This window comes from Arthrobacter sp. 01L42 (assembly GCF_056400005.1).
Map to the genome: position 1 here is coordinate 66,528 of NZ_JBFTSL010000001.1, position 17,164 is coordinate 83,691.

Annotated in this window: 13 protein-coding genes; 12 read left to right on the forward strand and 1 reads right to left on the reverse strand. The window is 67.4% G+C overall.

Translation table 11 applies throughout. The features are described 5' to 3' along the window. Nucleotides 1–28 precede the first annotated feature (28 nt). From AC1DN2_RS00275 to AC1DN2_RS00295, 5 genes are all read left to right on the forward strand, one after another. Entirely contained in the window at nucleotides 29–1,120 is a 1,092-nt protein-coding gene (locus AC1DN2_RS00275) for an ABC transporter permease (RefSeq protein ID WP_028275995.1), read from the forward strand. Nucleotides 1,121–1,122: 2 nt separating this feature from the next. Next, entirely contained in the window at nucleotides 1,123–2,136 is a 1,014-nt protein-coding gene (locus AC1DN2_RS00280) for an ABC transporter permease (protein ID WP_476848779.1), read from the forward strand. Continuing rightward, the gene (locus tag AC1DN2_RS00285; protein WP_028275997.1) at nucleotides 2,133–3,836 is read left to right on the forward strand and encodes an ABC transporter ATP-binding protein; all 1,704 of its coding nucleotides are present in this window, start codon (nucleotides 2,133–2,135) and stop codon (nucleotides 3,834–3,836) included. Before AC1DN2_RS00280 ends, AC1DN2_RS00285 begins: the two co-directional genes overlap by 4 nt. A gap of 194 nt (nucleotides 3,837–4,030) precedes the next feature. Then, a complete protein-coding gene (locus tag AC1DN2_RS00290) occupies nucleotides 4,031–4,447 on the forward strand; it encodes a chorismate mutase (protein WP_230011813.1) in 417 nt (138 codons plus the stop codon). 2 nt (nucleotides 4,448–4,449) lie between these two features. Next, nucleotides 4,450–5,493 carry a uroporphyrinogen decarboxylase/cobalamine-independent methonine synthase family protein gene (locus tag AC1DN2_RS00295; protein WP_476848780.1) on the forward strand — a complete coding sequence of 348 codons (1,044 nt, stop codon included), beginning with the start codon at nucleotides 4,450–4,452 and terminating at the stop codon, nucleotides 5,491–5,493. A gap of 76 nt (nucleotides 5,494–5,569) precedes the next feature. Here AC1DN2_RS00295 and AC1DN2_RS00300 read toward each other — a convergent pair whose 3' ends face one another. Beyond that, nucleotides 5,570–6,277: a DUF4166 domain-containing protein gene (locus AC1DN2_RS00300; RefSeq protein WP_476848781.1), complete on the reverse strand. Its 708-nt coding sequence runs from the start codon at nucleotides 6,275–6,277 to the stop codon at nucleotides 5,570–5,572. A 202-nt stretch (nucleotides 6,278–6,479) separates the two neighbouring features. Between AC1DN2_RS00300 and mtrA the strand changes: the two genes are divergently transcribed. The 7 genes from mtrA (at nucleotide 6,480) to secA (ending at nucleotide 17,110) form a co-directional block, all read left to right on the forward strand. Continuing rightward, a complete protein-coding gene (mtrA, locus tag AC1DN2_RS00305; protein ID WP_026538469.1) occupies nucleotides 6,480–7,154 on the forward strand; it encodes an MtrAB system response regulator MtrA in 675 nt (224 codons plus the stop codon). A gap of 178 nt (nucleotides 7,155–7,332) precedes the next feature. Beyond that, a complete protein-coding gene (gene mtrB, locus AC1DN2_RS00310; RefSeq protein ID WP_476848782.1) occupies nucleotides 7,333–9,252 on the forward strand; it encodes an MtrAB system histidine kinase MtrB in 1,920 nt (639 codons plus the stop codon). Then, nucleotides 9,249–10,967 (forward strand): LpqB family beta-propeller domain-containing protein, encoded by a 1,719-nt coding sequence (locus tag AC1DN2_RS00315; RefSeq protein WP_476848783.1) that lies wholly within the window; start codon nucleotides 9,249–9,251, stop codon nucleotides 10,965–10,967. The genes mtrB and AC1DN2_RS00315 overlap by 4 nt, the downstream gene beginning before the upstream one ends. Nucleotides 10,968–11,169: 202 nt before the next feature. Next, nucleotides 11,170–12,120 (forward strand): ComF family protein, encoded by a 951-nt coding sequence (locus AC1DN2_RS00320; RefSeq protein ID WP_476848784.1) that lies wholly within the window; start codon nucleotides 11,170–11,172, stop codon nucleotides 12,118–12,120. Nucleotides 12,121–12,291: 171 nt separating this feature from the next. Continuing rightward, nucleotides 12,292–13,017 (forward strand): ribosome hibernation-promoting factor, HPF/YfiA family, encoded by a 726-nt coding sequence (gene hpf / locus AC1DN2_RS00325; RefSeq protein ID WP_476848785.1) that lies wholly within the window; start codon nucleotides 12,292–12,294, stop codon nucleotides 13,015–13,017. A gap of 33 nt (nucleotides 13,018–13,050) precedes the next feature. After that, nucleotides 13,051–14,268 carry a winged helix-turn-helix domain-containing protein gene (locus AC1DN2_RS00330; RefSeq protein WP_476848786.1) on the forward strand — a complete coding sequence of 406 codons (1,218 nt, stop codon included), beginning with the start codon at nucleotides 13,051–13,053 and terminating at the stop codon, nucleotides 14,266–14,268. Nucleotides 14,269–14,371: 103 nt separating this feature from the next. Continuing rightward, on the forward strand, nucleotides 14,372–17,110 hold the full coding sequence (gene secA / locus AC1DN2_RS00335; RefSeq protein ID WP_028276005.1) for a preprotein translocase subunit SecA: 2,739 nt from the start codon (nucleotides 14,372–14,374) through the stop codon (nucleotides 17,108–17,110). Nucleotides 17,111–17,164: the final 54 nt, after the last annotated feature.

Genomic DNA, 17,164 nt, shown 5'->3' on the forward strand with positions numbered 1-17,164 from the left:
GGCCGCGACAGCACAATCTTAGGTACCAATGACAACATTGACTGAGGCGCCGCTAAACGACGCCGACGGACTTCTTCCGTCCAAGAAAAAATCCTCGGGTGGGGGCTTGGGGACCTACATCCTGATCCGGTTCTTCCTGATCATTCCGACCATTTTCATTCTGGTGACTTTGGTCTTCTTCCTGATGCGGGTCATCGGCGACCCCATCACCGCAGCCCAGGGCGGCAGGCTTCCGCCGGAGGCGCTCGCGCAGCGCATCCACGACGCCGGCTACGACCGCCCGATCCTCGTGCAGTACCTCGAATACGTTGGCCAGGTGGCGACCGGCAACTTCGGCACCACCATCACCGACCGCCGCCCTGTGGTCGAAATGATCATCACGTTTGGCACGGCAACCCTGGAACTGGCCATCAATGCCCTCATCGTGGCGCTGTTGGTCGGCATCCCGCTCGGCCTGATCGCCGCCTACCGGCGCGACAAGGCCCCGGACGCATTTCTGCGGTTCTTCGCCATCCTCTGCTACGCGACCCCGGTGTTCTTCGCCGGCCTGCTGATGAAGCTGGCCTTCTCCGTCTGGCTGGGCTGGCTGCCCGTCGCAGGACGGGCCTCCACCAGGACCGAGCTGGCCATGGGAAGCCTGGCCGCACCGACCGGGATCTACTGGCTGGATGCCTTGCGCAGCGGCAACATGGCCGCGTTCGGCGATGTCGCGGCCCATTCAGTCCTCCCCGCACTCACCCTGGGGCTCTTGACGGCAGGGGTCTTCCTGCGGCTGGTCCGCACCAACGTCATCGGCACGCTCGGCAAGGATTACGTCGAGGCCGGCAGGTCCCGTGGCGTCAGTAATTACCGGCTCGTGACCAAGCATGCCTACAAGCCTGCCCTCATCCCGATCATCACTGTCATGGGGCTCCAGATTGCCCTCCTGCTCGGCGGCGCCGTCCTCACGGAGTCCACCTTCGAGTGGAAGGGCCTCGGCTACCAGCTGGTGCAATACCTGAACGCCCGCGACTTCGTCGCCGTCCAGGGAATCGTCGTGATGCTGGCGGTCATCGTTGCCGTCACGAACTTCATCGTGGACGTCGTCGCAGCCCTGATCGACCCGCGAGTGAGGTACTAGCCATGAATGCAACCAAAGTAAGCGGGCGCAAGCAGCCCCTCATCTACCGGCTGCCGGTGATCTCGCATTTCCGCTCGAGCGTCGGGCTGCAACGCGGCATGCTCGTCACAGGCATGGTGCTGGCCGCCGTCTTCCTGCTCGTCGCCGTGTTTGCGCCGTGGATCGCGCCCTACGGGTTTGCCCAGCTCAGCGACGCCGCCGGTCCCTTCCCGACACAGCAGCCCCCCAGCCCGGCCCACATCTGGGGCACCACGGTGGGTGGCTATGACGTCTATTCCCGGGTGCTCTGGGGTGCCCAGACGGCCGCCGTGGTGATCATCGTGGCCGTCGCGATGTCGATCTTCCTCGGCGTAGCCCTCGGCCTCGTCAGCGGCTACTTCGGCGGCTGGCTGGACCGGGTGTTCGTGGTGATCGCCGATGCGATCTACGCTTTCCCGTCACTGCTTCTGGCCATCGTGATGTCAATCGTCATCAGCCACGGGCAGTCCAGTTTCTGGGGAGGCATTGTTGCCTGCTCCATCTCCATCTCGGTGGTGTTCGTCCCGCAGTACTTCCGCGTCATCCGGGCCGAGACCATCCGGCTAAAGGCGGAGCCGTACGTCGAGTCGGCCAAGGTGGTGGGTGCCTCCAGCATCCGCATCATGGGCCGGCACATCTTCAAGAACGCAACCCGCACGCTGCCGCTGATTTTTACGCTGAACGCGTCCGAGGCCATCCTGACCCTGGCGGGCCTCGGCTTCCTGGGGTTCGGCATCGAACCGACCTCCGCCGCCGAGTGGGGCTATGACCTGAACAAGGCCATTGCAGATGCCTCCTCGGGCATCTGGTGGACCGGTGTCTACCCCGGTACGGCGATCGTCCTGACCGTGCTTGGGCTGACCCTCGTCGGTGAGAGCATCAACGACCTCAACGATCCCCGCCTGCGGGGCCGCAAGAAGGCTGTGGCAGGCAAGGGCGGACCCGACTCCACCGCCGGCACCCAGGCTGCACTCGAAGCAGAATCGAGAGTTCTATGACCACCAACATCGACAAGCCCGGCGCAGGCGCAGGCCCGGTCCTTGACATCGACCGGCTCAAAGTCACCTTCGCCACCGACGCCGGGGATGTGTATGCCGTCAAGGACGTGAGCCTCCAGGTCAACCCCGGCGAAGTGGTCGCCATTGTTGGCGAGTCGGGATCCGGCAAGACCGTGACGGCCAAGACCATCCTGGGATTGCTGCCGGAGACGGCCATCAGCCAGGGCGCGGTCCTGATCAACGGCAACAACGTCATCAGCGTCAGCGAAGCCAAGCTGCGGGAGATCCGGGGCCGCGACGTGGCCATGGTGTTCCAGGAGCCATCCACCGCCCTCAACCCGGTCTTCACCGTGGGGTGGCAGATTGCCGAGGGCATCCGCGCACACGCCGGCAGCGGCGGCCGCAGCAAGGTCTCGGCCAAGGAGGCCAAGGCGCGGGCAATTGACGCCCTCCGCAAAGTTGGCATCCCGGACCCGGAAACTCGGGTCAACTACTATCCACACCAGTTCTCGGGCGGCCAGAAACAGCGCGTCGTGATTGCCGCCGCGCTGGCCCTGAACCCTGGCCTCATCGTGGCCGACGAGCCCACGACCGCCCTGGATGTCACCGTGCAGGCCGAGATCCTTGAACTGCTGCGGGACCTGCGCGACAACTACGGGACCTCCATCGTGCTGATTACGCACAACATGGGCGTCGTCGCCGACCTCGCCGACCGCGTCGTGGTCATGTACCAGGGCGACGTCGTGGAGGAGGCATCCTCACGGGTGCTGTTCGCCGAGCCCAGGGAGGACTACACCAAGAAGCTCCTCGCCGCCGTCCCGCACCTGGGCCGCAACTCCGCCTCGGAAGGCATGGTGGAACGCGCCCACCAGGGCGGCAAAGTGCTGGTTGAGGCAAAGAACCTGACCATCGAGTACCCGGGGCGGCTCGGCAGCCCGGCGTTCAAGGCCGTCGACGGCGTCAGCTTCACCGTGTCCGAAGGCGAAGTCTTCGGCCTCGTGGGGGAGTCCGGCTCCGGCAAAACCACCATCGGCCGGGCGATCGCCGGCCTGAACCGCACCACGGGCGGCAGCCTGAATGTGCTGGGCTACGAGATGCTGAACTTCAAGGAGCGCACCTTCAAGCCGCTCCGCAAGGAGATCGGCTTCGTTTTCCAAGACCCGGCGGCCTCGTTCAACCCGCAGCTGACCATCGGCGATTGCGTGGCGGAACCGCTGATCATCCACTCCAACCCGACCGCGGCCGAGGCACGCAAGAAGGTCGGGGAGCTGCTCGAGTCCGTGCAGCTGCCGGCGTCGTACGCTGACCGGTTCCCGCACGAACTCTCCGGCGGGCAGCGCCAGCGCGCCTCCCTGGCGCGGGCGCTCATCCTGAACCCGAAGCTGCTCATCGCCGACGAGCCGACCTCGGCCCTGGACGTGTCCGTGCAGGCCGTCGTGCTGGAGCTGTTCAAGGAGATCCAGCAGGAGTTCGGCTTCGCGTGCCTGTTCATCAGCCACGACCTCGCCGTGGTGGACATGCTCGCCCACTGGGTCGGCGTGCTCTACAAGGGCAAGATGGTGGAGCAGGGCCTCGGCAACCAGGTGATGGGCAACCCGCAGCACGACTACACGAAGAAACTCATCGCCTCCCTGCCTGTTCCGGACCCCGACGAACAGGCCAGGCGCCGCGAGGCGTTCAAGGCCGTGCTCCACAGCTAACTGCCGGAACCGGGCACCTGCCCGATCCGGCGCGGCCCGATCCTGCGCCGGCCAGGGCGCCGGCAGGGCCACAGCCAAGGGGCATGCCCACCGTTCGCCACGAACGGTGGGCATGCCCCTTGGTGTCTCCGCAGGCGCCTGCAACGGTACTTAACAGCGGGAGGCATTGGCCGCCGAACCCCTAGACTGGGTCAATGACCGAGCAGAACCCCACTCTTCCCGAAACCGACTCCTACGACCCGGCGGCAAGCTCCCTGGCCGGTTCCGTGGATCCCGCGGTCATGGCGGAGCTGCTGTCGATCCGCTCCAGCATCGACAACATCGATGCCACCCTCGTCTTCCTCCTCGCCGAACGCTTCAAAGCCACCCAGAAGGTCGGCTTCCTCAAGGCCGCGCACCAACTTCCCGCCGGGGACCCGGGCCGTGAAACGGCGCAGATCGCCCGGCTGCGGCACCTCGCCGCCGAAGCCCACCTGGACCCGGCCTTCGCGGAGAAATTCCTGAACTTCATCATCGGCGAGGTCATCCGCCACCACGAGGCCATCGCCGAGGACCACCAGGCCGCCCAGGCCTCCGGCTCCGCGGACGCCGCCCGCGCCGCAGACGCCTAGCCATGGCAGCACCAGACGCGCCCGCACCGGGCCAAGTGACCGCGACCGCCCTTGGCCCCTGGCCGGGCGAGGACCCGGCCGAGGCCGCCCGCATCATCCGCGGTGAACTGGGCAGCCCGCACCTGCCGTTCCTCGCCGAGCTTCCCGATCGCGGCGTCGGCTCCGATGCCCTGGGCCGGACCGCCTCTTTGCTCGTGGAACTCGCCGTCGACGTCCAGCCGCATGGATGGCGGTTCGTGGACCGGCCCGGCAAGGACCTGCAGCGGGCCAAGTCGGCCCTGTCCACCGACATCAACATCATGGCGGACGTGATCGGCGTCGAGGAAGTGCCGTCGGACGATATCAAGATCCAGCTGCGCGGGCCGCTCAGCCTTGCCGCCGGGCTGCACCTGCACAACGGCGAGCGGGCCCTGATCGACTACGGTGCCCGCCGGGACATCGCGGACTCGCTCGCAGCGGGCGTGGAAGGCTACCTCAAGCGGGTGGCGGCGGCTGCCCCCGGTGCCCGGCTCGTCGTCCAGATCGACGAACCTGAAATTGCGTCGGTGCTGGCCGGCACCATTCCCACCGCCAGCGGTTACCGGACCCTGCGTTCGGTGCCGGGCCGGGAAGTGACCGAGTCCTGGCAATTGGTGATCGACGCGCTCCGGGCCGCGGGCGCCGTCGAAACCGTTGTGGCCGTCTCCGAGGTAGAGGCGCCGTTCGAGCGGATCCTGGCGGCAGGCGCGGATGGAATCGCTGTGCCGCTTCGGGCCCTGACCTCGCGCCAGTGGGAACAACTCGCGGGCGCGGTGGAGGCCGGCAAGCGGCTCTGGGCCGGCGCGCTGGACGTGGCTGATCCTGCCGCGTCACTGCCACGGGTCCGCGACGTCGTGGAAAACGTATGGCGCCCATGGCGGCAGCTGGGTCTGCCGGCGTCCACGCTGGGTGCGCTCCGGGTCACGCCGTCGGAGGGCCTGGCGCGGCACTCACCCGCCACTGCGGAGGCGGTCCTGACCCGGCTGACCCAGGTGGCGGACGGGCTCAACCAGCTTGCCCTCGGCTAGCGCGGCACCTTCGGCCGCCGGCGGCCCGGGGCGCAACCGTGCCCGCGGTGCCTCCGCTGTGCCCTGCTGGCCCCGGTCAGACCCTGCTTTCCCAGGCGTCCGGTCGGGCGTGCCCTGGCAGGTAGCCCGGCGCCGCAATACCGCCGGGGTAGGGCTCGAGCCGGTAGTCGAAATGGCCGGCGTAGACCAGCACCAGCCCGAGCTGGGGCTGGATCACCTTGACCTGGATCCGGTGCCTGCCGCCGTCCTGCGGCTCCCACCACTGCTCGGCGTAGGCCTTGGCGTCGAGGGCCGCCGGCAGCGGAATCCGGAGCGGTCCCACGAACAGCCGCGACGCCTCGGACACGCCGCGCAGCCGGCCCTCCGGCGTGACGCTGAGATTGAGGTCGGTGACGAGCCGCCGGTACCGGCCCACGTAGTCCACGAGCCCGGGCCCGAGCCCGCCGTCATCAAAGCTGGTGGTGTCCTGGAACAGCCGGGTGGTGCCCGGGAAGAAGATTTCCCTGCGGGCCGTCAGGCTGGACCTGCCGAACGGGTCCAGGTGGGCGTGGTTCTCGATCCGGAAGCGGACGCCCTCGCCGTACTCGGGGAAGAAGGCCTGCTCGCCGGTGGTGAGCCGCAGCAGGGGACGCAGCCAGGCCTGCCGGCAGCCGACGACGTCGAACACCCCCTCGCCGACGCCGTAGTGGCCGGATCCCGGTGCCAAAGCAAAGTATTCTTGAAGCTCCGGCTGCAGTCGGGCAAAGTCGCTGCCCAGGGCGCGCTGGTAGATCGGGGTGTTCACGGGTTCCTCCTGCGGTCCGGGCCGGTTCACTGGGCCTGTCCACAGCATGCAGGACAACGCGGCAATTGTCACAGCGTCCCGTGCATCGGCGCGGTTCCGGGCCGGTTCCGGCGGGGTTCCGGCGGCGGTGGCAGGCCCGGTTGCACCATGCCGGCGGGCCGCCCGATACGACAAAGCCAATTCAATGGGGGAATATATAACTATGAAGGCACGCATTCTGGTAGTGGATGATGACGAGGCTCTGGCCGAGATGATCGGTATTGTGCTGCGCAATGACGGCTTCGAACCCGTCTTCTGCGCGGACGGCGCACAGGCGCTGGACGTGTTCCGCTCCTCCAAGCCGGACCTCGTCCTGCTCGACCTCATGCTGCCGGGGATGGACGGCATTGAAGTCTGCCGCCAGGTCCGAGCCGAGTCCGACGTCCCGATCGTGATGCTCACGGCCAAGGCGGATACCTCGGATGTGGTCCGCGGCCTCGAGTCCGGTGCCGATGACTATGTGCCCAAGCCGTTCAAACCCGCCGAGCTCGTCGCCCGGGTCCGGGCCAGGCTCCGCCCGGGTGACCAGAAGGCACCGGAAACCCTGCGGATCGCCGATGTCACGATCGACGTGGCCGGCCACCTGGTCAGCCGCGGCAACGACCGGATCTCCTTGACGCCGCTGGAATTCGACCTCCTCGTCGCCCTGGCCCGCAAGCCGTGGCAGGTGTTCACGCGCGAACTGCTCCTGGAGCAGGTCTGGGGCTACCGGCACGCCGCCGACACCCGGCTGGTCAATGTCCATGTCCAGCGGTTGAGGTCCAAGATCGAACGCGACCCGGAAGCCCCCGAAGTTGTATTGACGGTCCGTGGTGTCGGCTATAAAGCAGGTTCCTGAGCCTGCGGACCGCAGTGTCCGGCAGTCCATAGCAACGGATACGGCGTCGCCGGCTGAGTCAGCCGCGCCGCCGTCGGCCGAGTTATCCGCGCCGCCGCCGGCCGAGTTATCCGCGCCGCCGGCCGAGTCGTCCGCGGCGCCGGCTGAGTCATCTGCGGCCTCATCGCCGGAGACGTCCATGCCCCGCGCGCCCGAAACGCCCCGCGGCGGGCCAGGCCCGTGGCGGCGTCTGGCCTTCCGGACCCGTTTGTGGGCCAAACGCGCGAGGATCGTTGGCGTCCGGGTCGCGCGGCTGGTCCGCACCGGGATGCAGCGCCTGTGGCCCGGCATCCTGTACCTGCTCCGGGCGGTACAGCGGAAGTGGCGGCGTTCGCTGCAGTTCCGGACGGTCCTGACCACGCTGATGCTGGCCATGGGCTCGTTCGCGGTGGTGGGCGCCTACCTGTCCAACCAGATCGCCAACAACCTGTTCCAGGAACGGCTCGCCCAGGCCGAATCGGAGACGCGCTACAACGTCAAGCAGGTCCAGGACACGTTCGACGGCGCCCAGGTCACCGACCAGTCCAGCGTCATCACCCTGGTCTATGACACCCTGAACGCGGTCGAAGGCCGCGGATCCGTGATCCAGCGGCGCTACGTCTTCGAGGCCATGCCGGAGCAGACCAAGCCGCGCAACCGTTGGGTTGAATCCCGGGCCTCGGACCAACTCACCATCGGCGTCATCCCCCCGGACCTGCGCAAGGCTGTGCAGGACTCGGGCAAGGACCAGTACTGGGCGTCCACCCAGTTCCCGGTAGGGACCGAAGACCGGCCCGGCATCGCCGTCGGCAACAAGGTGACCTTCAACGGCACCGTCTACGAGCTCTACCTCATCTATGACCTCAACACGGCGCAGAAGACCCTCGACGAGATCCAGAATGTCCTGCTGGCCGGCGGCGCGCTGCTGGTGCTCATGATCGGCGGCGTCGCCTGGTATGTGACCCGCAACGTGGTCAGCCCGGTCAGCCATGCCGCCGTCGTCTCCGAGAAGCTCGCCGCCGGCCAGCTGCAGGAGCGCATGGTGGTCAAAGGCGAGGACGAGGTTGCCCGCCTGGGCGCCTCGTTCAACCACATGGCCGCCAGCCTCCAGGAACAAATCACCCAGCTGGCCACGCTGTCCCAGATGCAGCAGCGGTTCGTCTCCGATGTCTCCCACGAGCTCCGCACCCCGCTCACCACGGTGCGCATGGCCGCCGAAGTCCTTTATGACGCCCGCGAGGACTTCGACCCCATCAACAAGCGCTCCGCGGAGCTGCTCTACAACCAGGTGGAACGCTTCCAGTCGCTCCTGGCGGACCTGCTGGAAATCTCCCGCTTTGACGCCGGCGCCGCTACCCTGGACGCCGAGCCCACCGACATCGTCCAGCTTGTCGCGCATGTCATCGAGGGGGTGGCGCCCGTCGCCGCCGAATACGGGTCCGCCGTCACCCTCAACGCCCCGGCCGGCAGCGTCATTGTCGACATGGACGACCGCAGGATCGACCGGATCCTGCGCAACCTGATCCTGAACGCCCTCGAACACGGCGAGGGCCGGCCGGTCAACGTTTCCGTGGCCGCCAGCGGCACCGCCGTGGCTGTGGCCGTACGGGATCACGGAATCGGCATGACCCCGGCTGAGGCGGCGCGCGTCTTCGACCGCTTCTGGCGCGCCGATCCGGCCCGGGCCCGCACCACGGGCGGCAGCGGGCTGGGACTGTCCATTGCCGCCGAGGACACCAAGCTCCACGACGGCTGGCTGCAGGCCTGGGGGAGCAAGGGAGAAGGGTCGAACTTCCGCCTGACCCTTCCCCTGCGCCGCGACGAGCCGATCACCAGGTCCCCGCTCCAGCTCGAACCGGTCAACGTCGGGCTCCCCGAGGCAGGCCGCCAGCGCACCGTGGTGTTGCTGGACCCGCTCCGGACCGCGGGCGGGACCGGTGTTGAGGGATCCTCGGACGGATTCGCAGACGGCTTCGATGACGACTTTTCTGACGACGGCGGCAGCGGTGCCGCCGGCGGGGCCATCCCGGACGGCGGCCCGGCCGGCCCCCGGGGGACCGGGACGGAGGGCAGGGCATGAGTGGGGTTTCGGGCAGGTTTACCCGCGTGGGGGCTGCGCTGCTGGCGCTCATCCTGCTTCTGTTGACCTCGTGCGCCCAGATTCCGCGCTCGGGGCCGGTGGGCAAGAGCACGGACGAGAGTGCGGGAAACCCGAACGCCCCGGTCTTCTTTCCGGCCGCGCCGCGTCCCGGCGCCGGACCCGAAGCGGTGATCGAAGACTTCTACCTCGCCGGCAGCGGCTACGAGGACGACTACGCCGTGGCCCGGCAGTACCTCACCCAGGGTTCGTCGGTGACGTGGAAGCCGGACCAGCGGGCGCTCGTGTTCCGCAAGGCCACGGTGGTGGCCACCGGCGTCGAAAATGTCTTCAACTACCAGCTCGACCTCGCCTATTCGGTGGACGCCGACGGCGTGGCCACGCAGCTTCCCGAGGGCACCACCGAAAACATACCCGTCACCGTGACCCAGGTGGACGGCGAATGGCGAATCTCCGATCTTCCTGACGGCACGGCCATTCCGGAAGAAACCTTCAAGGTCATTTACGGCGCGTTCCCGATCTACTTCTACGACCCCACGTTCACCTACGCAGTGCCCGACGTCCGGTGGTTCATCCGCAAGAAGACCGTCAAAGCCATGACGAGCGCGCTCCTGGGCGGACCCGCCCCCTACCTCAAGGGCGCCGTCGTCAGCGCGTTCCCTTCAGGCATCAAGCTGGCCCGCGAATCAGTGCCCGTGGTGTCCGGCGCCGCGCAGGTGGATCTCACCGCCAAGGACCTGGTCGAGGCCTCCAACGAGGACCGGCTGCGGATGCAGACGCAGCTTGCCCTGACGTTCCGCAGCCAACCGGATGTGATCAACGTTGAGCTCCGGGCCAACCAGGACCTGGTGCGCGTCGAGGACAACGGCACGGTCCTGCCTCCGGTCCAGGACGAAAGCGTCCCCGCTTACCAGATCGCCGTCAGCAACAATGACCTGGTCCGGTACGAAAACAACAGGATTTCACCGCTCCCGGACGTCCGGTCCGTCGCAGCCCTCTCACCCCGGGCGCCTGCGGAGTCCACCGAGTCGCAGGCGGCCGCGTTCCTCAACGCCGCCCGCACCACGCTGTACTCGATCGTTCCGGGCCAGCCCGCCAGGGCGCTGACCACGCGGGCCGCGCTGTCCCGGCCTTCGTTCGGCCGCTATGACTGGGTCTGGACTGCCGGGCCGGGTGCCGGCGGCGCCACCGAGGTGGTGGCCTACCGGCCGGTCGGTGCGGCGGAGAACGCCAGCGTACCCACTGTGACCCTGTCGCCCGGATGGCTCGCGGGCCGGACGGTGAAGGAGTTCCGGATTTCCCGGGACGGCACGCGGGCCCTCGTCATTTCGCAGCAGAACGGCAAGAGCAAGGTCCAGATCACCGGGATCATCCGGAACGCGGACGGCACCCCGAGGGACCTGACCGTGCCCCTGACGCTCCTGACCCCCCGGGACCCGGACCAAGGGGTCTGGGTGGATGACACCACCGTCGCGGTCATGAAGGCATCCGCCAGCGATGCCGTCACCCCCGAGCTGTTGTCGCTGACATCGGCACAGCCGCAGCAGCTGGCGCCGTGGCCCGGGCTGACCGCCCTCAGCGCGGGCAACGGACCGGCCGAGATCTACGGCCAGTCCGCGGAAGGGATCTTCCAGCGGCTGGGCAACGGCTGGTCACCGCAGCTCAAGGGCCCCATCGACCCCTCGTTCCCCGGCTGACCGGCGTCCCCTCGGACGACGGCTGACCGGCGTCCCTTCGTTCCCCGGCTGACCGAGGCCCCCTCGGACGACGGCGACGACGACGGCGGTGCCGCCGTCACCCGGATCCGGTGAAGGTTCCGCGAAGGTTCCGGCCGGGGTGTTGTCCACATAGCGGCCCGCCGGGCTGCTACCGGGGGCGCACCCGGTCCAGGATCGGAGAATGGGCAGCCACACCACCCGGGTCCCGGCAGCGGACCCTGATCTTGCCCCGGCCGCGGCCAGGGCGGCTCGACACCGCGGGAGCTACGCGCGGCCGCTGGCGAGGCTGGGCGACCGGACAGCCGAAGCGGCGGCTGAGGTGCTCGCCCTGGCCATTCCAGTGGACTGCGTCTGCTGCGGGGCGGAGGACTCGGCACTCTGCGGCGCGTGCTCCCGTAAGCTGCGCCTGCTGACGCTCAGGCCGTTCCGGGCGGAGGCCCAGGCTCCGGCCCTGATGGACATGGACGGCTCCGTGCTGCTGCCCGTGGTGGCGGCCGGGGCATACCGGGCCGAGCTGGCGCAGTGCCTGCTGTCCTTCAAAAGCCACGGGCAGGCCCGGCTGGGCGCCGAGCTGGCCCGGGGACTGGCGCGCGCCCTCCACGCCGCGTCCGGGCCCGGGCGGGGACTCGTCCTCGTCCCCGTGCCCACGAGCGCCGCCGCTTACCGCAGGCGGGGCTTCAGCCCCGTCCATATCCTGCTCCGTCGGCTCGTCCGTGGCGATGAAATCCCAGGGTTCACCGTCGCGGACGCGCTGCGGAAATCCGTGCCGCCCGCGCGGAACACCAAACCCCCGGCTTTGCCCCTGTGGGGCCGGTTGCGGGACGGCCCCACAGGGGCCGGCTCCCTGTCCGGCGGACAGAAGGGATTGGGCCGGGGTGAGCGCGCCCGTCGCGTGCGCGGATCCATGCGGGCCAGGTCCGGTCCGTGGCCTGCGCGAGTCGAAGGACGTGTCTGCATCATCGTCGATGACGTGCTGACCACCGGCGCCACCCTGGCGGAGGCGGCCCGTGCGCTCCGTGCCGCGGGGGCCATTGTCAGCGGCGCCGTCGTGCTGGCCGCGACACGCCCGCCGGCCGCCACCGATGTCGGCGCCGCCATCCCCGCGGCGGCGCGGATGATCGGTGGGAGCTAAAAAAATAAACCGTAAAAGGATGAATAACAGGTGTCTATGAACTAACGTCGAAGATGGGTACCAAGAACAGATGTACCTGTCGATAGCGGCTCGGAAAGGGGCTCGACTGTCAGTCAGATCGGCCCCCGGGAAGTACCGCCGTCGTGTCACCGAAGTCATTTGGAGGGCACCATGGAGTTCATGATCAGCGGACGCAACTTGACGGTCTCAGACCGGTTCCGCGAATATGCCGACGACAAGATCTCAAAGATCGCGTCGTTGGGAGACAAGGTCCAGAGGGTAGACGCGAAGGTCACCAAAGAGACCAAAGCCCGCCAGACCGCCGAATCGCTCACGGTTGAGCTGACAGTCCTGGGACGCGGCCCAGTAATCCGCGCAGAAGCGAGTGCCGCCGACAAGTTCGCTGCGTTCGATCTCGCTTACAACAAGCTTCTTGAACGCCTGCGCAGGGCCAGGGACCGCAGAAAGGTCCACCACGGCCGGCATACCCCGAAGTCCGTCACCGAGGCGACGGCAGCCCTGGAGCCGGCCAGCCCCAGCGAACCCCTCTATGTGGAGGCGGCGCAGCAGCAGGAGACCCATGCGATGGCGGCAGAGAAGTCGCCGTATGAGGTCGAGAACGATATTCCGGCCGGCGACTCGCCTGTACTGATCCGCCGGAAGGTGTTCGCCGCGTCCCAGCTCACCCTCGATGACGCCGTCGACAACATGGAACTTGTGGGTCACGACTTCTATCTTTTCGTGGACAAGGAGACCAAGGCGCCGTCGGTCGTCTACCGCCGTGACGGCTGGACCTACGGGGTCATCTCCCTGGACCAGACGTGCGAGCCCGGACATTCGAGTCTGGAAGACAAAATCCTGGCCTACCGTTCAGAGGATGAGCCCGCCAGCGCATAAGCTGGTGCAGACTTTTCCGACGAAGGGACTAACGTGCAAGCATCGCTGAGCCTGGCACAGGCACGGCGGATCGCGTTGGCAGCCCAGGGACTGGAGAAGGAACGGCCCACCGGACCCGTGAGTGCACGGGCGGTGGGCCGTACCTTTGCCCGGCTGCACCTGGTTCAGATCGACTCCGTCAATGTGGTGTCCCGCAGCCACTTCCTGCCATTCTTCTCGCGGCTCGGCAACTACGACCGCGCCATCCTGGCGCGCATGGCGGGGACCCACCCGCGCCGGATGATGGAGTACTGGGCCCACGAAGCCTGCTTCATCCGCCCTGACCATTTCCACGATCTCGTGCAGTGGCAGAGCCGCAAATGGGTGGGCGCGCACGCGATGGACCCCGAACTGCGCAACGGGGTGGCGGCCAAGGTCCTGGAAACCCTGACCGTCGGGAAGCCGCTGACCGCCGCCGAACTGACAGCCCGGCTCGGCCACGTGGAAGACCAGCAGCGGGACAACTGGGGCTGGAACTGGAACGCCGTCAAAAGGGTGCTGGAACATCTCTTCGAAGAGGGCCTTGTCTCCGCATCCTCGCGGACCGACTCCTTCGAACGGCGCTACACCCTCACCGCCCGGGTGCTCCCCGGACCGGGCAAGGAAGCGGTGGCACCCGAACCGGATGCGGCCGCGGCCATGGACCGGCTGATCGACGCCGCGGCCCAGGCCCACGGTATCGGGACGGTGCGATGCTTCGCCGACTACTTCCGGACACCGCAGAAGGACGCCGCCGTCGCCGTCCGGAACCTCGTGGACAGCGGCCGGCTGCAGCCGGTCACGGTATCCGGCTGGGACCGGCCCCTGTACCGCCACGTGGAGGCGAAACTGCCGCGCTCGGCCACCGGCCGGGCGCTCCTGAGCCCCTTCGACTCCCTCGTGTTCGAACGCCGGCGGCTCGAGGAGCTCTTCGGGTTCCACTACCGGATCGAGATCTACACGCCCGAGCCGAAGCGGAAGTACGGCTACTACGTCCTGCCGTTCCTGCTCCGCGACGCGATCGTCGCACGGGTCGACCTCAAAGCGGACCGGGCCGGCGGCCGGCTCCTGGCCAGGGCCGCCCACGCCGAACCCGGCGCGCCGGAGGACACCGCCGTCGAACTCGCCGCGGAACTGCAGCTCATGGCAGAGTGGCTGGGACTGGACGACGTAGTTGTCTCGCCAATGGGGAACCTTGCGCCGGCGCTCGCCGAAGCCGTGGCTGCCCGGTAAACCGCACTATCCGCTGTGAGGGAACAGGCGCCACCGGCCTTGCGTCTCTCCCGTAGACTAAACACGCCAGAATTCGGCAGCTTGAGACTGGGAGCAACTTCACGTGGCATCACTTATCGAAAAACTTCTCCGCACGGGTGACAAAAAAACCCTGCGGCAACTGCGGAACTATGCCGATTCCATCAATGCCCTGGAGAGCTCCTTCCAGACCTTCACGGACGCCGAGCTCCGTGAAGAAACTGACCGGCTGCGCGAACGCCACCAGGCCGGCGAGAAGCTCGACGATCTGCTGCCCGAAGCGTTCGCGGCCGTACGCGAGGCCTCGTCCCGTACCCTCGGCATGCGCCACTTCGATGTCCAGCTCATGGGCGGCGCCGCCCTGCACCTGGGCAACATCGCGGAAATGAAGACCGGTGAAGGCAAGACCCTGGTGGCCACCGCTCCGGCCTACCTCAACGCCCTCACCGGCAAGGGCGTCCACGTCGTCACCGTGAACGACTACCTCGCCGAATACCAGTCAGACCTCATGGGCCGCGTCTATCGCTTCCTCGGCCTCACCAGCGGCTGCATCCTCTCCAACCAGGACCCTGCACTGCGCCGCGAACAGTACGCCGCGGACATCACGTACGGAACGAACAACGAATTCGGCTTCGACTACCTGCGCGACAACATGGCGTGGGACAGCTCGGAACTGGTCCAGCGCGGCCACCATTTCGCCATCGTCGACGAAGTGGACTCGATCCTCATCGACGAGGCACGCACCCCGCTCATCATCTCCGGTCCGGCCCAGGGGGACACCAACCGCTGGTACAGCGAATTCGCCAAGGTGGTCACACGCCTGCAGGCCGAGACCGACTACGAGGTCGATGAGAAGAAGCGTACCGTCGGTGTCCTCGAGGCCGGCATTGAAAAGGTCGAGGACTACCTCGGCATCCACAACCTCTACGAGTCCGCCAACACGCCCCTGATCGGCTTCCTGAACAACGCCATCAAGGCCAAGGAGCTGTTCAAGCGCGACAAGGACTACGTCATCCTCGACGGCGAGGTGCTGATCGTCGATGAGCACACCGGCCGCATTCTCGCCGGCCGCCGCTACAACGAAGGCATGCACCAGGCCATCGAAGCCAAGGAAGGCGTCGAGATTAAGGCCGAGAACCAGACGCTCGCCACCGTCACGCTGCAGAACTACTTCCGCATGTACGACAAGCTCGCGGGCATGACCGGCACGGCCGAGACCGAGGCCGCCGAGTTCATGAGCACCTACAAGCTCGGCGTCGTTGCCATCCCGACCAACCGCGACATGACGCGGATCGACCAGGCCGACCTCGTCTACAAGAACGAGACCGTCAAATTCGACGCAGTCGTCAAGGACATCGCCGAACGCCACGAAAACGGCCAGCCTGTCCTCGTCGGCACCACCAGCGTCGAGAAGAGCGAATACCTCTCCCGGCTGCTGGCCAAGGAAGGCGTCCGGCACGAGGTCCTGAACGCCAAGAACCATGCCCGTGAAGCGTCCATCGTGGCCCAGGCCGGCCGCAAGGCCGCCGTCACAGTCGCGACCAACATGGCCGGCCGCGGTACCGACATCATGCTCGGCGGCAACGCGGAATTCACCGCCGTCGCCGAAATGGCCAAGCGCGGCCTGGACCCGGAGGAGAACTCCGAGGAATACGAGGCCGCGTGGCCCGAGGTGTTCGAATCCGCCAAGCAGTCCGTCAAGGACGAACACGAGGAAGTCCTGAACCTGGGCGGACTCTACGTGCTCGGCACCGAACGGCACGAGTCCCGCCGCATCGACAACCAGCTCCGCGGCCGTTCCGGACGCCAGGGCGACCCCGGCGAGTCCCGGTTCTACCTCTCGCTGACCGATGACCTGATGCGCCTGTTCAACTCCGGCGCAGCCGAACGGCTCATGAACAGCTCGGTGCCCGACGACGTCGCACTCGAATCCAAGCTCGTCTCGCGCGCCATCGCCTCGGCCCAGGGCCAGGTGGAAGGCCGCAACGCCGAACAGCGCAAGAACGTGCTGAAGTACGACGACGTCCTGAACCGCCAGCGCGAGGCAATCTACGGCGACCGGCGCCGCATCCTCGAAGGCGATGACCTCCACGAGAAGGTCCAGTACTTCCTGGAAGACACCATCAACGCCTTCATCGACGAAGCCACAGCCGAGGGCACCGGCGACGACTGGGACTTCAACCTCCTGTGGTCCAACCTCAAGACCCTGTACCCCGTGAGCTTCACCCCGCGCGACGTCATTGACGAGGCTGGCGGCAAGTCCCGGATCACGACCGAGTTCCTCCGGGAAGAGATCCTTTCCGATGCCCGTCTGGTCTACCAGGCCAGGGAGCAGGCGATTGGCTCCGAGAGCATGCGCGAACTGGAGCGCCGGGTGGTCCTTTCCGTCATCGGGCGCAAGTGGCAGGAACACCTCTACGAGATGGACTATCTCAAGGAGGGCATCGGGCTGCGCGCCATGGCCCAGCGTGACCCCCTGGTGGAGTACCAGCGCGAGGGCTTCATCATGTTCCAGGCCATGATGGAGGCCATCCGCGAAGAGAGCGTCGGCTTCCTGTTCAACCTTGACGTCGAAGTGACGCCGGCCGAAGACGTTGTGGTGGCGGACGCCGAGGGCCAGCACACCGAACACCACGAGCCGCAGATCCATGCCGCCGGGCTCGAAGCCCCGGAGAAACCCGCGCAGCTGCAGTACACCGCCCCTGGCGAGGACGGTGCCGCCCAGACCCGGATCGAGGCGAAGGTCTCCGGACGTTCGGGAAACCCGGCCAAGGCCGCGGCGCAGGACATCGGCCGCCGCGCTGCGAAGAAGAAGCGGCGCTAGGCACGACGCCAACACGGGAGGACCGGAGCATTTGCTCCGGTCCTCCCGTGTTTG